This window comes from Shinella curvata (genome assembly GCF_022899935.1).
Classification (GTDB): domain Bacteria; phylum Pseudomonadota; class Alphaproteobacteria; order Rhizobiales; family Rhizobiaceae; genus Shinella; species Shinella curvata.
Genome location: NZ_JALJCJ010000007.1, coordinates 200218 through 217795, shown reverse-complemented (window position 1 = coordinate 217795; position 17578 = coordinate 200218). Strand labels below are relative to the sequence as shown.

14 protein-coding genes are annotated in these 17578 nt (G+C 63.7%); 7 read left to right on the top strand and 7 right to left on the bottom strand.

The window, feature by feature from the left end; translation table 11 throughout:
- Positions 1 to 12 precede the first annotated feature (12 nt).
- The 4 genes from MUU55_RS24115 to MUU55_RS24100 all read left to right on the top strand — a co-directional run bounded on the left by MUU55_RS24115 (position 13) and on the right by MUU55_RS24100 (position 6002).
- Positions 13 to 1374: an ammonium transporter gene (locus MUU55_RS24115; protein ID WP_244763332.1), complete on the top strand. Its 1362-nt coding sequence runs from the start codon at positions 13 to 15 to the stop codon at positions 1372 to 1374.
- Between the two features lie 236 nt (positions 1375 to 1610).
- The gene (locus MUU55_RS24110) at positions 1611 to 4283 is read left to right on the top strand and encodes an FtsK/SpoIIIE family DNA translocase (protein WP_244763331.1); all 2673 of its coding nucleotides are present in this window, start codon (positions 1611 to 1613) and stop codon (positions 4281 to 4283) included.
- Positions 4284 to 4380: 97 nt separating this feature from the next.
- Entirely contained in the window at positions 4381 to 5046 is a 666-nt protein-coding gene (locus MUU55_RS24105; protein ID WP_244763330.1) for an outer membrane lipoprotein carrier protein LolA, read from the top strand.
- Between the two features lie 149 nt (positions 5047 to 5195).
- Positions 5196 to 6002, top strand: coding sequence for an exodeoxyribonuclease III (locus MUU55_RS24100; RefSeq protein WP_244763329.1), 807 nt, complete (start codon positions 5196 to 5198; stop codon positions 6000 to 6002).
- 3 nt (positions 6003 to 6005) lie between these two features.
- On the opposite strand, the gene MUU55_RS24095 is transcribed toward MUU55_RS24100, so the two are convergent.
- Entirely contained in the window at positions 6006 to 6461 is a 456-nt protein-coding gene (locus tag MUU55_RS24095; protein ID WP_244763328.1) for a cyclic nucleotide-binding domain-containing protein, read from the bottom strand.
- Between the two features lie 15 nt (positions 6462 to 6476).
- On the bottom strand, positions 6477 to 7160 hold the full coding sequence (locus tag MUU55_RS24090; protein WP_244763327.1) for a response regulator transcription factor: 684 nt from the start codon (positions 7158 to 7160) through the stop codon (positions 6477 to 6479).
- 334 nt (positions 7161 to 7494) lie between these two features.
- On the opposite strand from MUU55_RS24090, the gene MUU55_RS24085 reads away from it, so the two are divergent.
- Positions 7495 to 8325, top strand: coding sequence for an aldo/keto reductase (locus MUU55_RS24085; RefSeq protein ID WP_244763326.1), 831 nt, complete (start codon positions 7495 to 7497; stop codon positions 8323 to 8325).
- Between the two features lie 28 nt (positions 8326 to 8353).
- Here the strand turns inward: MUU55_RS24085 and rlmN are convergent, their stop codons facing one another.
- Positions 8354 to 9583 carry a dual-specificity RNA methyltransferase RlmN gene (gene rlmN / locus MUU55_RS24080; RefSeq protein WP_425314231.1) on the bottom strand — a complete coding sequence of 410 codons (1230 nt, stop codon included), beginning with the start codon at positions 9581 to 9583 and terminating at the stop codon, positions 8354 to 8356.
- Between the two features lie 169 nt (positions 9584 to 9752).
- Positions 9753 to 10646, bottom strand: coding sequence for a LysR family transcriptional regulator (locus tag MUU55_RS24075; protein WP_244763324.1), 894 nt, complete (start codon positions 10644 to 10646; stop codon positions 9753 to 9755).
- A 125-nt stretch (positions 10647 to 10771) separates the two neighbouring features.
- On the opposite strand from MUU55_RS24075, the gene MUU55_RS24070 reads away from it, so the two are divergent.
- Positions 10772 to 12172 carry an MFS transporter gene (locus tag MUU55_RS24070; RefSeq protein WP_244763323.1) on the top strand — a complete coding sequence of 467 codons (1401 nt, stop codon included), beginning with the start codon at positions 10772 to 10774 and terminating at the stop codon, positions 12170 to 12172.
- A 65-nt stretch (positions 12173 to 12237) separates the two neighbouring features.
- Here the strand turns inward: MUU55_RS24070 and leuC are convergent, their stop codons facing one another.
- Positions 12238 to 13647 carry a 3-isopropylmalate dehydratase large subunit gene (leuC, locus tag MUU55_RS24065; protein WP_244763322.1) on the bottom strand — a complete coding sequence of 470 codons (1410 nt, stop codon included), beginning with the start codon at positions 13645 to 13647 and terminating at the stop codon, positions 12238 to 12240.
- A gap of 346 nt (positions 13648 to 13993) precedes the next feature.
- On the opposite strand from leuC, the gene MUU55_RS24060 reads away from it, so the two are divergent.
- Positions 13994 to 15892 carry a CASTOR/POLLUX-related putative ion channel gene (locus MUU55_RS24060; protein ID WP_244763321.1) on the top strand — a complete coding sequence of 633 codons (1899 nt, stop codon included), beginning with the start codon at positions 13994 to 13996 and terminating at the stop codon, positions 15890 to 15892.
- Between the two features lie 6 nt (positions 15893 to 15898).
- Here the strand turns inward: MUU55_RS24060 and MUU55_RS24055 are convergent, their stop codons facing one another.
- Together MUU55_RS24055 and MUU55_RS24050 are read right to left on the bottom strand one after the other, a co-directional pair.
- Entirely contained in the window at positions 15899 to 16705 is an 807-nt protein-coding gene (locus MUU55_RS24055; RefSeq protein ID WP_244763320.1) for an amino acid ABC transporter permease, read from the bottom strand.
- A 9-nt stretch (positions 16706 to 16714) separates the two neighbouring features.
- Positions 16715 to 17512 carry a basic amino acid ABC transporter substrate-binding protein gene (locus MUU55_RS24050; protein WP_244763319.1) on the bottom strand — a complete coding sequence of 266 codons (798 nt, stop codon included), beginning with the start codon at positions 17510 to 17512 and terminating at the stop codon, positions 16715 to 16717.
- Between the last annotated feature and the right edge of the window lie 66 nt (positions 17513 to 17578).

Sequence of the window (17578 nt, the reverse complement as noted above, 5' to 3'; positions counted from 1 at the left end):
AGCCTAGTTAAAATGTCGTCATTCAAGCTTTCTCACACCCTTTCCCGCGTGGCCACCGCCACGGCGGCCGTGTTTGCGCCCGTGGTCGCCTTCGCGCAGGAAACCGCACCGGCCGCCACTGAAGCCGCTGCCGCAGCACCGGTTCCCGACAAGGCGGACACGGTCTTCATGTTCCTCGCCACGCTGCTCGTCTTCTTCATGCTGATCCCCGGTCTCGCCCTGTTCTACGGCGGCCTGGTGCGCGCCAAGAACATGCTGTCGGTTCTCATGCAGTGCACCGTCATCGGCGCGCTGATGATGATTGTCTGGGTCACCTATGGCTATTCCTTCGCCTTCGGCGGCTCGACGAGCCCCTATTTCGGCGGCTTCGCCAAGATGTTCCTGTCGGGCGTGACCGTCGACAGCACGGCGGCGACCTTCTCCGACGGCGTCGTCATTCCGGAATACATCTTCATGCTGTTCCAGATGACCTTCGCAGCCCTGACGCCGGCGCTGATCATCGGTGCCTTCGCCGAGCGCATCAAATTCTCGGCCGTCATCCTCTTCACCGTGCTCTGGGCCACCTTCGTCTATTTCCCGATCGCCCACATGGTCTGGGACGGCAACGGCCTGATCTTCAACATGGGCGCGCTTGATTTCGCTGGCGGTACCGTCGTGCACATCAATGCCGGTGTCGCAGGCCTCATCGGCGCGATCATGGTCGGCAAGCGCACCGGCTTCGGCAAGGACATGATGGCCCCTCACTCCATGACGCTCACCCTCGTCGGTGCCGCCATGCTGTGGTTCGGCTGGTTCGGCTTCAACGCCGGCTCCAACCTCGAAGCCTCGGGCGGCGCGGTTCTCGCCACCGTCAACACCTTCGTCGCCACCGCTGCCGCGATCCTCGCCTGGTCTGTGGTCGAAGCCTTCACCCGCGGCAAGGCCTCGCTGCTCGGTGCAGCCTCGGGCATGATCGCCGGCCTCGTCGTCGTCACCCCGGCTGCCGGTTCCGTCGGTCCGTTCGGCGCCATCGTGCTCGGCCTCATCGTCTCGCCGATCTGCTACTTCTTCGTCGCCGTCGTGAAGAACAAGTTCGGCTACGACGACACGGCTGACGTCTTCGGCGTCCATGGCATCGGTGGCCTCGTCGGTGCGCTCGGCACCGGCATCTTCACCGCCCCGTCGCTCGGCGGCACGGGTGCTGCCGACTTCTCGATCGCCTCGCAGTTCATGACGCAGCTCACCGCCGTCGTCATCACCATCATCTGGTGCGGCGTCGTCTCGGCCATCCTCTACAAGGTCGTCGATCTGATCGTGGGTCTGCGCGTCTCGGTCGAAGCCGAACGCGAAGGTCTCGATCTCTCCTCGCACGGCGAAGCGGCCTACCACTCGTAAAACAATCGCGGCGGCTCGAAGGGGTCGCCGCCATCAGCCCGTCGCGGCCTGGGAAACCAGACCGCCCTTGGCCCGGACCCTGGTCCGGGTCTTTTTCGTTTACGGCACAGAAACCATGACGGGGGATGGCATGGTTAACATGGCATTAAGGCTTCCTTCGTAGGGTTTGCAGTCAGGCACATCCGCGAATCGCGCGGAGATGTGCGTATTCCATTGCGTGGGCACAGGCTGTAACCATGAGCAGAAGCATTTCGGCAGGGCTGGACAACCGTCACGACCGTTTCGTTCTGTCGGCATTCGTCTGGCGGCAGGCGCAGATCCTTTTCGGGCTCGGTATTTTCCTCGCCCTTGCGCTTGCGATTGCTGCGCTCTCCACCTGGAACGTCTCGGATCCCAGCCTGTCCTATGCGTCCAGCGGCACGCCGGTAAACCTGCTCGGCTATCCCGGTGCCGTGTTCGCCGATATCTTCATGCAGTTCTTCGGCCTTGCCAGCGTGATCGCGCTCCTGCCCGTCGTTGCCTGGGCGATCGGGCTGATCAGCGGCCGGCATTTCAACCGCATTCCGCAGCGCGCGGCCGCCTGGCTCGGCGGCGCTATCCTTGCTTCAGCCGCGCTCGCCTGCGTGCCCGGCCCGGTCACCTGGCCGCTGCCGACGGGGCTTGGCGGCGTCTTCGGCGACATGATCCTGCGTTTTCCGGCGCTCTTCACCGGCGCCTATCCGACGGGCATGCTGGCAAGCATCCTCGGCGGCATCATCGCCATTCCGGCGGCCTGGCTGATGGTGTTCAGCGCCGGCCTGATCGGCACGGTGGCGATCGAGGACGAGGAGAGCTTTGCCCCCGTCCCGGTCCAGAGTCGCGCCCGCACGGTTGCCGAGGAGGACGACGACGAAGAGCGCGAGGGGCCGCTTACCGTGTTTGTCGGCGCCATGACACATGCCTGGTATACTGGCCAGGCACGCATGCGCCGCCTCTTCGGCCTCTCCAACCACCGCCGTAAGGCGCGTGGTATCGAGCAGCCCTATGATTTCAACGAGGATGAATTCGGCACGCTGAACGAGCCGGCGCGTGCCCGCGCCGCACCGCGTTCGTCCGAACGCGTCGAACCGTCGATGGACGGTCGCCGCGCCGTCAATGCCCCGTCGATCGCGCTTGACGACGATGACGATGATCTGCCTTTCGATATGGATGAACGTCCGGCGCATCCCAACGGCATCCTGCCGGACGAGGATTCCGACGATATTGCTGCCGATTGGGCGCCGCGTCGCGCGCCGGCCCGCCAGGCCGTACCCGCGGCCAATGCTCGCGTCGTTCCCGCAGCATCCCGCCCGAAGCCCGGCCAGCGCATCGAGCGCGAAGCGCAGTCCTCCTTCGTTGGTCCCGATGGCTTCCAGCTGCCGCCGATCCATTTGCTCGCCGAGCCCAGGGGCCAGGTGCGCGATGCGACGCTTTCGGCCGATGCGCTCGAACAGAATGCCCGCATGCTGGAAGGCGTGCTGGAGGATTTCGGCGTCAAGGGCGAGATCATCCATGTGCGTCCCGGCCCGGTCGTCACGCTCTATGAGCTGGAACCGGCGCCCGGGATCAAGTCGTCGCGCGTCATCGGCCTCGCCGACGATATCGCCCGCTCGATGAGCGCGATCGCCGCGCGCGTCGCTGTCGTGCCCGGCCGCAACGCCATCGGCATCGAGCTGCCGAACCAGAGCCGCGAGACCGTCTATCTGCGTGAACTCATCGCCTCGCGCGATTTCGAGACCTCCAAGGCGCGCCTTGCCATGGCGCTCGGCAAGACGATCGGTGGCGAGCCGGTCATTTCCGACATCGCCAAGATGCCGCATCTGCTCGTTGCGGGTACCACCGGTTCGGGCAAGTCGGTCGCCATCAACACGATGATCCTGTCGCTGCTCTACCGCCTGAAGCCGGAGCAGTGCCGCCTGATCATGATCGATCCCAAGATGCTGGAACTCTCCGTCTATGACGGCATCCCGCATCTGCTCTCTCCCGTCGTTACCGATCCGAAGAAGGCGGTCGTCGCCCTCAAATGGACGGTGCGCGAGATGGAGGAGCGCTACAAGAAGATGTCCAAGATCGGCGTGCGCAACATCGACGGCTTCAACAGCCGCGTCGAGCAGGCACTGGCCAAGGGCGAGACGATTGCCCGCACCGTACAGACCGGTTTCGACCGCCAGACCGGTGAGGCCATGTACGAGACGGAAGAGTTCGACCTGCAGCCGATCCCCTATATCGTCGTGATCATCGACGAAATGGCCGACCTGATGATGGTCGCCGGCAAGGATATCGAAGGGGCCGTGCAGCGCCTCGCCCAGATGGCGCGTGCCGCCGGCATCCATGTCATCATGGCGACGCAGCGTCCCTCGGTCGATGTCATCACCGGCACGATCAAGGCCAACTTCCCGACGCGCATCTCCTTCCAGGTGACGTCGAAGATCGACAGCCGCACCATTCTCGGTGAACAGGGCGCCGAACAGCTGCTCGGCATGGGCGACATGCTCTACATGGCCGGCGGCGGGCGCATCCAGCGCGTGCATGGCCCGTTCGTCTCGGATGGCGAGGTGGAGGCCGTGGTCGCGCATCTCAAGGCGCAGGGCGCGCCGCAATATCTCGATGCCATCACCCAGGATGACGACGAGGACGGCGACGACGGGCATGGTCCGGCCGGAACGGCGAATCTCGAGGATTCCGACGATCCCTACGACCAGGCGGTCGCCGTGGTGTTGCGCGACGGCAAGGCCTCGACGTCCTATATCCAGCGCCGTCTCGGCATCGGCTACAACCGCGCCGCCTCGCTGATCGAGCGCATGGAGAAGGAGGGGCTGATCGGCCCCGCCAACCACGCCGGAAAGCGCGAAATCCTCGTGCCGACGGAAGACGAAATTTCGGGACGATGACCGGGAACGGAGTGCCTTCTGCGACGTTTCGACCGGCAAGTCTCGCGTCAGGGCCAATCGCCATTATGGCGCCGCGTTTGGCCCGCATGAAAAACGCATGAAGGAGACCAAGATGAACCGATCCGAAAAAGCCGGCACGCTGACGCGCCGCGGCTTCACCGGCCTCATGGCCCTGACATTCTCTGCCGGCCTTCCGCTGCTGTCGCCCGTTGAGGCGTCCGCGCAGGCCAGTGCCGCCGCCCAGAAGATCGCCGATCACTTCGCCTCGGTGAAGACCATGGCCGGCGAATTCGTGCAGTTCGGCCCGCGCGGCGAGCAGACCGGCGGCAAGTTCTTCATCGATCGTCCGGGCAAGATCCGTTTCAACTACGAAGACCCCTCGCCGATGCGCGTAATTGCCGACGGCCGCTCCGTCGTCATCGGCAACCGCAAACTCAAGACCTGGGATCTCTATCCGCTCTCCAAGACACCCCTGAACCTGCTGCTCGGCGAGAAGATCGACCTCTCGGCCAAGATGGTGCGCTCCGTCAAGGAAGAGGCCGACCTGACGACGATCGTTCTCGGCGACCGCAACATGTTCGGCGATTCGACCATCACCATGATGTTCGACCCGAAGACATACGACCTGCGCCAATGGACCATCACCGATGCGCAGGGCAAAGACACGTCTGTGATGATCTTCAACGTCAAGACCGGCATTCCGCTCGACGCCAAGGTTTTCACGATCCCCTATGACGAGGTCCGCCGCCGCGGTACGCAATAACAAGCCGTTTCCGTTTTCGGCACGCCTGCTCTAGGATTTGCTTTTGCCGCATTATCCGACGTCGAAGCAATTTCGCTTCGACTGGAAATGCTCTAAGACGCCCCAACCGGCCCGCTCGACGGGCCGGATGTTTTTGAGGCGGACCCGGCATGGCACTTTCGATCGCGACCTGGAACATCAACTCCGTGCGGCTGCGCATGCCGCTCGTCGAGCATTTCCTGAAAACCTTCTCGCCCGATATCCTGTGCCTGCAGGAAACCAAGTGCCCGAACGACCAGTTTCCCTCCAAGCCGCTGAAGGCGCTCGGCTACGAGCATATCGTGATGCATGGCCAGAAGGGTTATCACGGCGTCGCGACCATCTCCCGCCTGCCGCTGACCGAGATCGTCGAGCGGCGCGACTATTGCGGCGTCGGCGATGCGCGCCATGTCTCGGTGCTCCTCCATCACCGCGGCAAGTCGATCCGCGTGCACAATTTCTATGTGCCGGCCGGCGGCGACGAGCCGGACCGCACGATCAACGCGAAATTCGGCCACAAGCTCGATTTCATCGAGGAAATGAAGCTGCTGCATGCCGAAGCCGAGGCCGGGATTTCCTCGATCCTCGTCGGCGATCTCAACATCGCGCCGCTGGAGCATGATGTCTGGTCGCACAAGCAGCTTCTGAAGATCGTCAGCCACACGCCGATCGAGACCGAAGGCCTGATCGACGTGATGACCAAGGGTGCCTGGGTAGATCTGATGCGCCGCAAGGTGCCGGCGGAGGAAAAGCTCTATACGTGGTGGAGCTACCGTTCGGCCGACTGGCAGGCCGCTAACAAGGGCCGCCGCCTCGACCATATCTGGTCCTCGGCCGACCTCGATCCGCATCTGACGAATATTTCCGTCATCCGTGAAGCGCGCGGCTGGGAACGGCCATCGGACCACGTGCCTGTGATTGCGGAATTCGACTTCTAAAAATCAGGCGAAGCGACGGGCGAGGCCGCGCATCTGGGTGATCATCGCCGTGAGGTTTTCGCGGATGCGGGCATCCACGAGAACGGCGACATCGGGATATTCTTCCAGCATGCGTCGGAAGAGCGGGCGGTTGATACGGATGACCTCGCTGTCCTCCAGCGCCACGGCCGTATATTTCCGCTCGACGGCGGAGATCATCGCCAGCTCCGACAGCAGCGTGCCATAGTCCGCAATACCCTCTTCCTTCGTCGCGCCGTCGCGCAGCGTCGAGGTGAGCTGGAACGAGCCGTGGGCGACGACGAAGCCGCAATCGGCCGAGGTGCCCTCGCGAAACAGCGTCTGCCCCTCGACCAGCCGGCGGCGTTCGGCGCCGAAGGCCATCAGCCGCAGCTTGTCATCGGCAAGACCGGTGAACAGCGGCACGCGGGCGAGAAGGGCGATGTCGTCGCTGAGAGCCACGGCGGGGTTTCCTGATTATGGTACGATCTTGTAACCGCCGTTCTCTGTCACGAGAATCTCGGCATTGGAAGGGTCCCGTTCGATCTTCTGGCGCAGGCGATAGACGTGGGTTTCCAGCGTGTGGGTCGTCACGCCGGAATTGTAGCCCCAGACCTCCTCCAGCAGAATATCGCGCGTCACCACCTTCTGGTCGGCGCGGTAGAGATAGCGGATGATCGCCGCTTCCTTTTCCGTGAGGCGGATCTTCTGGCCGTTTTCCAGCGTCAGAAGTTTCTGGCCGGGCTTGAACGTGTAGGGGCCGACGGTGAAGGTCGCGTCTTCGCTGCTCTCGTGCTGGCGCAGCTGCGCGCGGATGCGGGCGAGCAGCACGGCAAACCGGAAAGGCTTCGTCACATAGTCGTTGGCGCCGGCTTCGAGGCCCAGGATCGTGTCCGAATCGGTGTCGTGCCCGGTCAGCATGATGATCGGCGCCTTGAAGCCGCCCTTGCGCAGAAGCTTCACCGCCTCGCGGCCATCCATATCGGGCAGGCCGACATCCATGATGAGCAGGTCAATCTGGTTGGCGCGCGCCGTCTGGATGCCCTTGCCGGCGGTCGTTTCCTCCAGCGTGGTGAATTCCTCGTAGAGCGAAAGCTGCTCGACGAGCGTCTCGCGAAGGTCGTTGTCGTCATCGACAAGAAGGATCGTGCGGGATGTCATGCGTTTCCTCTCGGCATTTCTCAGGAAAGTAAGGGAGCTAGGGCAAAAATTCAAATGGAAGGGATGGCAGGTTTGGCCCCTTTGTTGCCTAGCCAGTCGAATTCGCGCATGGCGCGAATATGGCAGGGCGCGCGGCGCCGGATCACATCTGCTAAACATTGCGTGAAGACCATCCGAACGTACCCGGCACCATGGCGACGCGTCGCGGTACGGTCGCATGCGCACTTAAAGCTTTTCGCCGGTCCCCCGCTGAAATGCCGCGCCTGTCGACCTATATGCAGCCTCGCCTTCCCAAAACCCGCCCGGGTTCATCCCTTTTCATGGAGACATTCTCATGAGCGATCAGCCGACAATTCTCTTTCACGATGGCAACAGCATTCCCCAGGTCGGCCTCGGCGTGTGGCAGACCCCGAACGATACGGCCGTGACGGCCGTCAAGGCCGCGCTCGGCGCGGGCTACCGCCATATCGATACTGCCGCGATCTACGAGAACGAAGAGGGGGTGGGCGAGGGTATCCGCGCCTCCGGCGTCGCCCGCCCGGAAATCTTCCTCACCACAAAACTCTGGAATTCCGAGCAGGGCTACGATTCGACCCTGAAGGCTTTCGATGCCAGCCTCAAGCGTCTCGGCACCGACTATGTCGATCTCTACCTCATCCACTGGCCGGCACCGAAGCGCGGCCAGTTCGTCGATACCTGGAAGGCCTTCATCCAGCTGCAGAAGGATGGCCGCGCCCGCTCCATCGGTGTTTCCAACTTCTATCCCGAGCATCTGCAGCGGCTGATCGACGAGACAGGCATCACGCCCGTCATCAACCAGATCGAGCTGCATCCGGATTTTCCGCAGAAGGAAGCCCGCGCCTATCACGACAAGCACCGGATCATCACGCAGTCCTGGAGCCCGCTCGGCCAGGGTCAGCTTCTGGAAAACCCCGTCGTCGCCAAGGTCGCGGCCAAACACGGCCGCACGCCGGCACAGGTCATCACCCGCTGGCACATCGACAACGGTCTCGTCGTGATCCCGAAATCGGTGACGCCGTCGCGCATCGAGGAGAATTTCAAGGTCTTCGATTTCAAGCTCGACGCCGAGGACATGGCGACTTTCGCCACGCTTGAAAAGGATGGCAAGCGCATCGGCCCGGATCCGATGACGGCGACGTTCTGATCAAACGAAGAGGGGCCTTAGAGGCCCCTCAATCGTCTTCGCCGTGGCCGACGATCATCATGGCCTCGAAGGCCATGCGTTCGACCTTGCGCATGCGCTCGGATTCCGATTTCAGCTGGCCGCAGGCGGCGAGGATGTCGCGGCCGCGCGGGGTGCGTATCGGCGAAGCATAGCCGGCCTGGTTGATGAAATCGGCGAAACGCTCGATCTGCTCCCAGTCCGAACACTGGTAGTTCGTGCCAGGCCAGGGGTTGAACGGGATGAGGTTGATCTTCGCGGGAATGCCCTTCAGCAGCTGGGTGAGCAGCTTGGCGTCTTCCAGACTATCGTTGACGTCCTTCAGCATCACATATTCGAAGGTAATGCGCCGCGCATTCGACAGGCTCGGATAGGCGCGGCAGGCGTCCAGCAGTTCCTTCAGCGGATACTTCTTGTTGATCGGCACCAGCATGTCGCGCAGCTCGTCGCGCACGGCATGCAGCGAGATCGCCAGCATCACCCCGATCTCGGAGCCCGTGCGATAGATTTCCGGCACGATGCCGGAGGTCGAGAGCGTCACGCGGCGCTTGGAAAGCGAGAGGCCGTCGCCGTCGGTGGCGATCAGCAGCGCCGTTTTCACGCTTTCGAAATTGTAGAGCGGCTCGCCCATGCCCATCATGACGATGTTTGAGACCTTGCGTCCCTCGGCAGGCGCAATCATGCCGGCGGGCGTGTCGCGATCCGGGAAATCGCCGAGCCGGTCGCGAGCCAGCAGCAGCTGCGAGAGGATTTCCTCTGCCGTCAGGTTACGTACCAGCTTCTGCGTGCCGGTGTGGCAGAAGGAACAGGTAAGCGTGCAGCCGACCTGGCTGGAAATGCAGAGCGTGCCGCGGCCTTCCTCGGGAATGTAGACGGTCTCGATCTCGACGGGCCGGCCGGCGCCGCGTGCGGGAAAACGCAGCAGCCACTTGCGCGTGCCGTCATTGGAAATCTGCTCGTCGACGATCTCCGGGCGGGCGATGGTGAAATGCTTCTTGAGCATTTCCCGCATGTCCTTGGAGACATTGGTCATGTCGTCGAAGTCAGAGACGCCGCGCACATAGAGCCAGTGCCAGAGCTGGCTGACGCGCATCTTCACCTGGCGCTCGTTGACGCCCTTCTCCACCAGCGCGCGGCCCATGTCCTCGCGAGAAAGACCGATCAGCGTCGGCTTTTCGGCGGCCGGGATGGTGCGGACGACCGGCGCCTTGACCGGGTCGGCGGTGTTGAGAAAATCCATGCTTGCCATCGGGTCATTCCTCAAGAACAGGCAGCGCCGGCGCAGGCTTTTGCGCCACGGCGGTCCATGCTCGACTGAAGTTCATTGCAGGCCAGGAAATGCCGGGAAGTGCGGCTTACGGCCCAGTTGCCGGCCCTTTAGCATTGTTCTGCCGGAAAGTCACGGCCCATCAGGGCCGCTGGCAGATCTCGCGCAGGCAGGTCCGCAGCCAGCGATGCGCCGGGTCGGCATCCATGCGCGGATGCCAAAGCAGCGAGACGGTGAAATCAGGCAGATCGACCGGCAGCGCGAAAGCCGTCACGCCGTCGCGAAACGACAACGTCGACCGGTCCGAGACCTGCGCGATCAGGTCGGAATTTCTTGCGAGCGTCACGGCCTCGGTAAAACTCGGCACCGTCACGGCTATGGTGCGCGTCAACCCCTTCAGCGCCAGCGCCTCATCGACCGGGCCGCGCTCCCGCCGGCCGCGCGAGACGAGGATATGACCGCCGGCGGCGTAGCGCTCCGGCGTGATCGGCTCGTCGAGCAACGGATGCCCGTCGCGCACGATGCCAATGAAACGATCGCGGAAGAGCGCCTGTGCCCGAACCTCCGGCCCCGTCTCCTCGCCGATCACGCCCGTTTCGAGATCGACGATACCGTCGCGCAGCGGCGTGCTCTCCTTGTTGGGCTTCGGCACGAAGCGCAGTTTCACCCCCGGCGCCTCGCGCGCCACGCGCGCCAGCAGCGCCGGCCCGTAGGTATCGACGAACCCCTCGCGGTTGCGCAGGGTAAATGTCCGCGCGAGGGTCTTGAGATCGAGGGTCTCGGCCGGCCGCAGCAGCGCTTCCGCCTCCTGCACGATCTGCCCGACCCTCTGGCGAAGTTCTATCGCCTGCGGCGTCGGCACAAGGCCGCGCCCGGCCCGCACTAGAAGCGGATCACCCGTCACCTCACGCAGGCGTGCCAGCGCGCGGCTTATCGCCGACGGGCTGAGCCTGAGCCGTCGGGCAGCCTTTGCGACGCTGCCTTCGGCAAGCAGCACGTCGAGCGTCACGAGAAGATTGAGATCGGGCCGGGACATGCAAGATCCTAACATGCCGGCCGGAAAATGACATGGCGTCAGATGCACGAATATAGTGCAATCCATGCGCGTTCCGCCACATCAAGGAAAGGCTTATCTGCTCCAGACAAACAAGGAGCAGCCCCATGCTAGACGCAAACATCCCAACGGCGGACCGGAACAGGGTCGGAGCTCTTGCCGGCCTGTCGCTCGCCATCCTGCTATCCTCGCTCGGCACCAGCATCGCCAATGTCGCCCTGCCGACACTGGCGCAGCACTTCGCCGCGCCCTTCCCGCATGTCCAGTGGGTCGTGCTCGCCTATCTGCTTGCCAGCACCGTGCTGATTGCCGGTATCGGGCGCCTCGGCGATCTCTTTGGCCGTCGCCGGCTGCTGCTGGCGGGGCTCGCGGTGTTTTCAGCCGCCTCGCTGCTGGCGGGCCTGTCACCGTCATTGCCCTTCCTTATTGTCGTCAGGGCCATTCAGGGCGCGGGCGCGGCGGCCATGATGGCGCTGGCCATGGCCTTCGTCAGCGAGACCGTGCCGAAGGAACGCATCGGCAGCACGATGGGCTTGCTCGGCACGATGTCGGCGGTCGGCACCGCACTCGGTCCATCGCTCGGCGGCCTGCTGATCTCCGCCTTCGGCTGGCCTTCGATCTTCCTCGTCGCCGTACCCTTCGGCATCGTCGCTTTCGGCCTCGTGTGGCATTTCCTGCCCGCCGACCGCAAGGCCGCCACTGCAGCCCGTTTCGACCTTGTCGGCGCCACGCTGCTGGCGATATCGCTTGCCGCCTATGCGCTCGCCATGACGGCCGGCGGAGGCCGCATCGGACTTGTGAATGCTGCGCTCGTCGCCACGGCCATCATCGGCGCAATCCTGTTCGTCGTAAGACAGAGCCGAACCGTCTTCCCGCTGATCCGCCCGGCCGCCTTCCGCCGCCCCGGCTTTCCCGCCAGCCTTGCGGCCAACATCCTCGTCGCGACCGTCATCATGGTGACGCTCGTCGTCGGGCCGTTCTACCTGTCGCGCACGCTCGGCCTCGGCCCGGCGGAAGTCGGCTTCGTGCTGGCGATCGGCCCCGTCGTCTCCGTTCTGACCGGCATGCTGGCCGGACGCCTCGTCGATCGCTTCGGTGCGGCCCCCATGGTCGCGGCCGGGCTTGCCACGATGGCGGCGGGTGCTGCCGGCCTGCCCGTGCTCTCCGCTTTGTTCGGCCTGCCCGGCTATATCGCGGCGATCGTCGTGCTCACCCCCGGCTACCAGCTGTTCCAGGCCGCCAACAATGCCGCCGTCATGACCGGCATCGCCGCGGACGAACGCGGCGTCATCTCGGGCCTGCTCAACCTGTCGCGCAATCTCGGCCTCATCACCGGCGCCTCGCTGATGGGCGCGATCTTCGCCGCCGCCACCGGCACGCGGGACCTTGCCGGCGCGGACCCGGCCGCCGTCGCCTTCGGCATGCAGGTGACATTCACCGTGGCTGCGGCGTTGCTTATCGTCGCGCTCGGCCTGTCGTTGCGCCGTTTCCGGCGCGCTCCCGCCTGAACGGCGCAAACAAAAAGGCCGGGAGAAATCCCGGCCTTTCTGCATTTACGGCGATGGAACCGTGATCAGTTGAACGTACGGATATCGACGAAGTGGCCGGCGATCGCGGCGGCCGCAGCCATGGCGGGCGACACGAGATGCGTGCGGCCCTTGAAGCCCTGACGGCCCTCGAAATTGCGGTTCGAGGTGGAGGCGCAGCGCTCGCCCGGTTTCAGGCGGTCGTCGTTCATGGCAAGGCACATCGAGCAGCCGGGCTCGCGCCAGTCGAAACCGGCAGCCTTGAAGATCTTGTCGAGGCCTTCCGCTTCCGCCTGCTCCTTCACGAGGCCGGAGCCCGGAACGATCATGGCGCTGACGGTGGACGCCACCTGCTTGCCCTCGACAACGGCGGCAACGGCACGCAGGTCTTCGATGCGGCCATTGGTGCAGGAGCCGATGAAGACGCGGTCGATCGCGATGTCGGTGATCTTGGTGTCCGGCTTCAGGCCCATATAGTCGAGCGCGCGCCACTTGGAGGTACGCTTGGTTTCGTCCTCAATCGCGTCGGGGTTCGGCACGACGCCTTCGATGGAGACGACGTCTTCCGGCGAGGAGCCCCAGGAGACGATCGGCGGCAGGTTGGCGGCATCGAGCACGACCACGCGGTCGAAATGCGCGCCCTCTTCCGTGTAGAGCGTCTTCCAGTACTCGATCGCCATGTCCAGCGCCTGGCCCTTCGGCGCGCGCGGCTTGCCCTTGATATATTCGAAGGTCTTCTCGTCGGGCGCGATGAGGCCGGCGCGGGCGCCGCCTTCGATCGTCATGTTGCAGATCGTCATGCGGCCTTCCATCGACAACGATCGAATGGCTTCGCCCGCGAATTCGATGACGTGGCCGGTGCCGCCGGCCGTGCCGATCTCGCCGATGATGGCGAGAATGATGTCCTTGGCGGTGACGCCCTCCGGCAGCTGGCCGTCGACGCGCACCAGCATGTTCTTCGCCTTCTTCTGGATCAGCGTTTGGGTGGCGAGCACATGCTCGACCTCGGACGTGCCGATACCGTGCGCCAGTGCGCCGAATGCACCATGCGTGGAGGTGTGGCTGTCACCGCAGACGATGGTCATGCCCGGCAGCGTAAAGCCCTGCTCGGGGCCGACGATGTGCACGATGCCCTGGCGCACGTCCTTTTCGGAGTAATATTCGACGCCGAATTCGGCCGCGTTGGTGGCGAGCGCCTCGACCTGGATGCGGCTTTCCTCGTTCTTGATGCCCTCATGGCGATCCGGTGAGGTGGGAACGTTGTGGTCGACGACGGCGAGCGTCTTTTCCGGCGCGCGGACCTTGCGGCCGGCCATGCGCAGGCCTTCGAAGGCCTGGGGCGACGTCACTTCGTGAACGAGGTGACGGTCGATGTAGAGAAGACAGGTGCCGTCTTCCTGGCGGGAGACGATGTGGTCGTCGAAAATCTTGTCATAGAGGGTACGGGGTGCGCTCATGGCTTTTCATCCGTCTGGCATGTTTGGGAAAGGGAAATCGACAGCGCGAGGCTGCTGGACCGCGAGCGATCAGGATAGACGGCTGATGAGCGCCCCGAAGACGCGCGCAAAGAAGCGTGCCGGCAGGCGCTTGTGATCCTGCAGCACGACGACATGCTTTTCCGTGCATCCGAACTTGGATTCCATACGTTCGCATATAACGATTTTTTGACGGCGCGGCAAGTTGGGCGCGAACGCTGACGTTTACGCTTCTTCCGAAAATTTCCGACCCACCTCCTTGCCGCCATCCCGAATTTTTGACACTCGATAGACGTATCCGGCGGGATGCCGGTTTTAGGGGACAAGTATGAAGACGATTACCTGGCGGGACCGCCTGCGCTACCAGTTCGACAAGAGCATGGCGGCGGGGCCGATCGCCCTGATCGGCTGGCTGGCCGTGATCTCGCTGATCGTCATCATTCTCGCCGGGCTGTTCCTGGCGCTGACCGGTATCGCGCCCGAGGGCGGCTCGCCCGTTTCCTTCATCGAAGGATCCTGGGAATCGCTGATGCGCACCATGGATGCCGGCACGATGGGCGGCGATGCCGGCTGGAGCTTCCGCGGCGTCTCGCTCGTCGTCACCGTCGCCGGCATCTTCGTCTTCTCCGCACTGATCGGCGTGCTCTCTTCCGGCCTCGACGAGAAGCTGGACGAGCTGCGCAAGGGCCGCTCGCATGTGCTGGAGAAGGATCATACGATCATCTTCAACTGGTCGCCCTCGATTTTCGACGTGATTTCCGAACTGGTCATTGCCAACGAGAGCCGGCGCAATCCGCGCATCGTCATCATGGCGAACAAGGACAAGGTGGAGATGGAGGACGAGATCGCCGACAAGATCGCCGATCTCAGGAACACCCGCGTCATCTGCCGCAGCGGCGATCCGACCGATCTCTACGACGTCAACATCGTCAATCCGCAGGCTTCCCGCTCGATCGTCGTGCTGTCGCCGGAAAGCGACTACGCCGATTCCGAGGTCATCAAGACCGTACTCGCCCTCGTCAACGATCCGGAGCGTCGCAAAGAACCCTACCAGATCGCCGCGGAAATTCGCGATGCCAAGAACGCCGAGGTTGCCCGCATCGTCGGTGGTTCGGAGCTCCAGCTGGTGCTGGCGGACGAGCTGATCTCGCGCATCGTCGTCAGTTCTTCGCGCCAGGCAGGCCTCTCAGCCGTCTATACGGAACTGCTCGATTTCGACGGTTCGGAAATCTACGCGCTCGAACAGCCGGCGCTGGTCGGAAAGTCCTTCGGCCATGCGGTGATGGCCTACGATACCTCGACGCTGATCGGTCTTTGCGACCTTGGTGGCGTCGTGCATCTCAACCCGCCGAACAGCCGCGTCATCGCGGCCGGGGAGCGGGCGATCCTGATCGCCGAGGACGACGCAGCGATCAAGCTGCGTAGCGGTGATTTCGACGTCGACCGCGAGATCGTGCGTCCGCCCGTGCAGCACACGGAGGGACCGGAACGGACCTTGCTGCTCGGCTGGAACCGCCGCGGGCCGATCATCGCGCAGGAGCTGTCACGCTATGTGGCGCCCGGCTCCGAGCTTCTGATCGCCGCCAACCGGCCGGATCTCGAAAAGATCGTCGCCGGGCTGTCCTATCTCAAGGAAAACCTTGCCGTTCGCTGCACCGTCATCGACACGACGAACCGTGCGGCCCTCGACGCGCTGGACGTGCCGTCCTACGATCACGTGCTGGTGCTCGGCTATAGTGACGACATGGCGCCGCAGCCGGCCGACACCACGACGCTGGTGACGCTCTTGCAGCTGCGCAAGATCGCCGATGCGGCGGGCCAGCATATCGGCATCGTCAGCGAGATGATCGACGTGCGCAACCGCAACCTCGCCGCCGTCACCCGCGCCGACGATTTCGTCGTCAGCAACAAGCTGGTCAGCCTCATGCTGGCACAGGCCTCGGAAAACGAGCTGATGGCCGATATTTTCGACGAGCTGCTCGACGAGGACGGCTCGGAAATCTACATGCGCCCGGTCACCGACTACATCGCCATCGACCGGCCGGTGAATTTCTACACCGTCACGCTCGCCGCCCTCATCCGCGGCGAAGTGGCCCTCGGCTACAGCCGCGCGACCACGGCGGGGCACGACCCGCGCAATATGGGTGGAGTCGTGGTCAATCCGGTGAAGTCGGAGAAACTGTCCTTCGATGCTGCGGACCGCCTGATCATCCTCGCGCGCCAGTAAGGCGGGTCAGGTTCGCCGCAAACGCCGCTCAAGGCCCCGCAGGCCCAGCGACAGACCGATGGTGAGGATCAGATAGACATAGGCGACGATGGAATAGGTCTCGAAGAACCGGAAGGATCCGGATGCGTAGACCTTGCCCATCTGCGTGATGTCGGCGACCCCCAGAACGGAAACGAGGGATGAATCCTTCACCATCGCGACGAAATCGTTGCCGAGCGGCGGCAGGATGACGCGCACCGCCTGCGGGAAGACGACCAGCCGGAAGCGCTGGAAGCGCGAGAGCCCCAGCGCCTTGGCCGCCTCCACCTGCCCTTTGTCGACCGACTGGATGCCTGCGCGAAACACCTCGGCGATGAAGGCGGAATAGCCGATCATCAGCGCGATGATCGCCCGCCACATCAGCGAGAGGTCGCGCACCAGCATCGGTTCGGCATAACCCGCCGCAACCAGCGGGCTGATCACGACATTGATCACCACGACCAGCGCCGGCGCGCCGACGAAGGCGATATAGAACAGGAGCACCAGGATCGGCACGCCACGGATAACCTCCGTGTAGAAGCGCGCGATCTGGCGCAGCGCCTTGTGCTCCGAAAGCGCCATCAGGGCGACGCCGAGGCCGAGCAGCGTGGCGAGCACAAAGGCGACGAGGGTCACGAAGATGGTGACCCACAGCCCCTTCAGCACGACGCCGAAAACCTGTGCGTAGAGATCATTGGCGATGATGACGCCGGCCAAAGCCAGCGCGATTGCAGCAAGCGCGACCAGCCACCAGGGATAGTCGCCCTTGCCGGCGTCAGACGAAACGGGAGCCATGACCGCCCGTCACTGACCCATCTTGTAATCGAGGAACCACTTCTTGTTCAGCGCATCGAGCGTACCATCCGCCTTGAGGGCTGCGATCGCCGCATTGATGGGTGCGACGAGGTCGGAACCCTTCGGGAAGATGAAGCCGAAATCTTCCGTGCCGAGCGGGCCGCCGACAACCTTCAGCTTGCCGCCGGAGGCATCGACATAGCCTTTGGCCGCGACACTGTCGGTCAGGACGAGATCGACGTCGCCGGCCTGGAGAGCCTGCACAGTCGCGCCAAAAGTCTCGAACAGCTTGATGCGCGGGTTCTGCTCGTTGCCGTCGAGGATTTCATAGACGGCGGTGTAGAAGGGCGAGGTGCCCGGCTGGGCGGCGATCAGGCCGTCCTTGAAGGCGCCGAAGGTCTTGGCATCCGTGAAGCGGCTTTCATCGGCGCGCACCAGCATGAACTGCTGCGAGCGCATATAGGGATCGGAGAAGTCGACCTTCTCCTTGCGATCGTCCTTGATGGTGATGCCGGTCATGCCGATATTGTACTGGTTGTCGGAGACGGCCTGGATCATCGCGTCCCAGGAGGTGTTCTGGTACTCGACCTTGAAATTCAGCCGCTTGGCGATCTCGTTCATCGCGTCATATTCCCAGCCGATCTGCTCGCCGGTCTTGGGATCGACGAACTGCAAAGGCGGATAGGCGTTTTCCGTGACGACGACGACGGCCTTGCCACCGAGGTCGGGCAAGTCCGAGGCAAGCGTTACAGCGGGCATGAGGGCAGCGGCGACGAGGCCTGCAAGGACGGTGCGGCGGGAAAACATCAAAATATGCTCCTGATTGTGGCGGCGGAACACTGTCACAGGTTCAGGCGGCGAAGCAAGCACGGC

Coding starts and splice junctions, on each gene's coding strand:
- MUU55_RS24115 (WP_244763332.1), top strand. CDS start 13: ATGTCGTCATTCAAGCTTTCTCACACCCTTTCCCGCGTGGCCACCGCC.
- MUU55_RS24110 (WP_244763331.1), top strand. CDS start 1,611: ATGAGCAGAAGCATTTCGGCAGGGCTGGACAACCGTCACGACCGTTTC.
- MUU55_RS24105 (WP_244763330.1), top strand. CDS start 4,381: ATGAAGGAGACCAAGATGAACCGATCCGAAAAAGCCGGCACGCTGACG.
- MUU55_RS24100 (WP_244763329.1), top strand. CDS start 5,196: ATGGCACTTTCGATCGCGACCTGGAACATCAACTCCGTGCGGCTGCGC.
- MUU55_RS24090 (WP_244763327.1), bottom strand. CDS start 7,160: ATGACATCCCGCACGATCCTTCTTGTCGATGACGACAACGACCTTCGC.
- MUU55_RS24085 (WP_244763326.1), top strand. CDS start 7,495: ATGAGCGATCAGCCGACAATTCTCTTTCACGATGGCAACAGCATTCCC.
- rlmN (WP_425314231.1), bottom strand. CDS start 9,583: ATGGATTTTCTCAACACCGCCGACCCGGTCAAGGCGCCGGTCGTCCGC.
- MUU55_RS24075 (WP_244763324.1), bottom strand. CDS start 10,646: ATGTCCCGGCCCGATCTCAATCTTCTCGTGACGCTCGACGTGCTGCTT.
- MUU55_RS24070 (WP_244763323.1), top strand. CDS start 10,772: ATGCTAGACGCAAACATCCCAACGGCGGACCGGAACAGGGTCGGAGCT.
- leuC (WP_244763322.1), bottom strand. CDS start 13,647: ATGAGCGCACCCCGTACCCTCTATGACAAGATTTTCGACGACCACATC.
- MUU55_RS24060 (WP_244763321.1), top strand. CDS start 13,994: ATGAAGACGATTACCTGGCGGGACCGCCTGCGCTACCAGTTCGACAAG.
- MUU55_RS24055 (WP_244763320.1), bottom strand. CDS start 16,705: ATGGCTCCCGTTTCGTCTGACGCCGGCAAGGGCGACTATCCCTGGTGG.
- MUU55_RS24050 (WP_244763319.1), bottom strand. CDS start 17,512: ATGTTTTCCCGCCGCACCGTCCTTGCAGGCCTCGTCGCCGCTGCCCTC.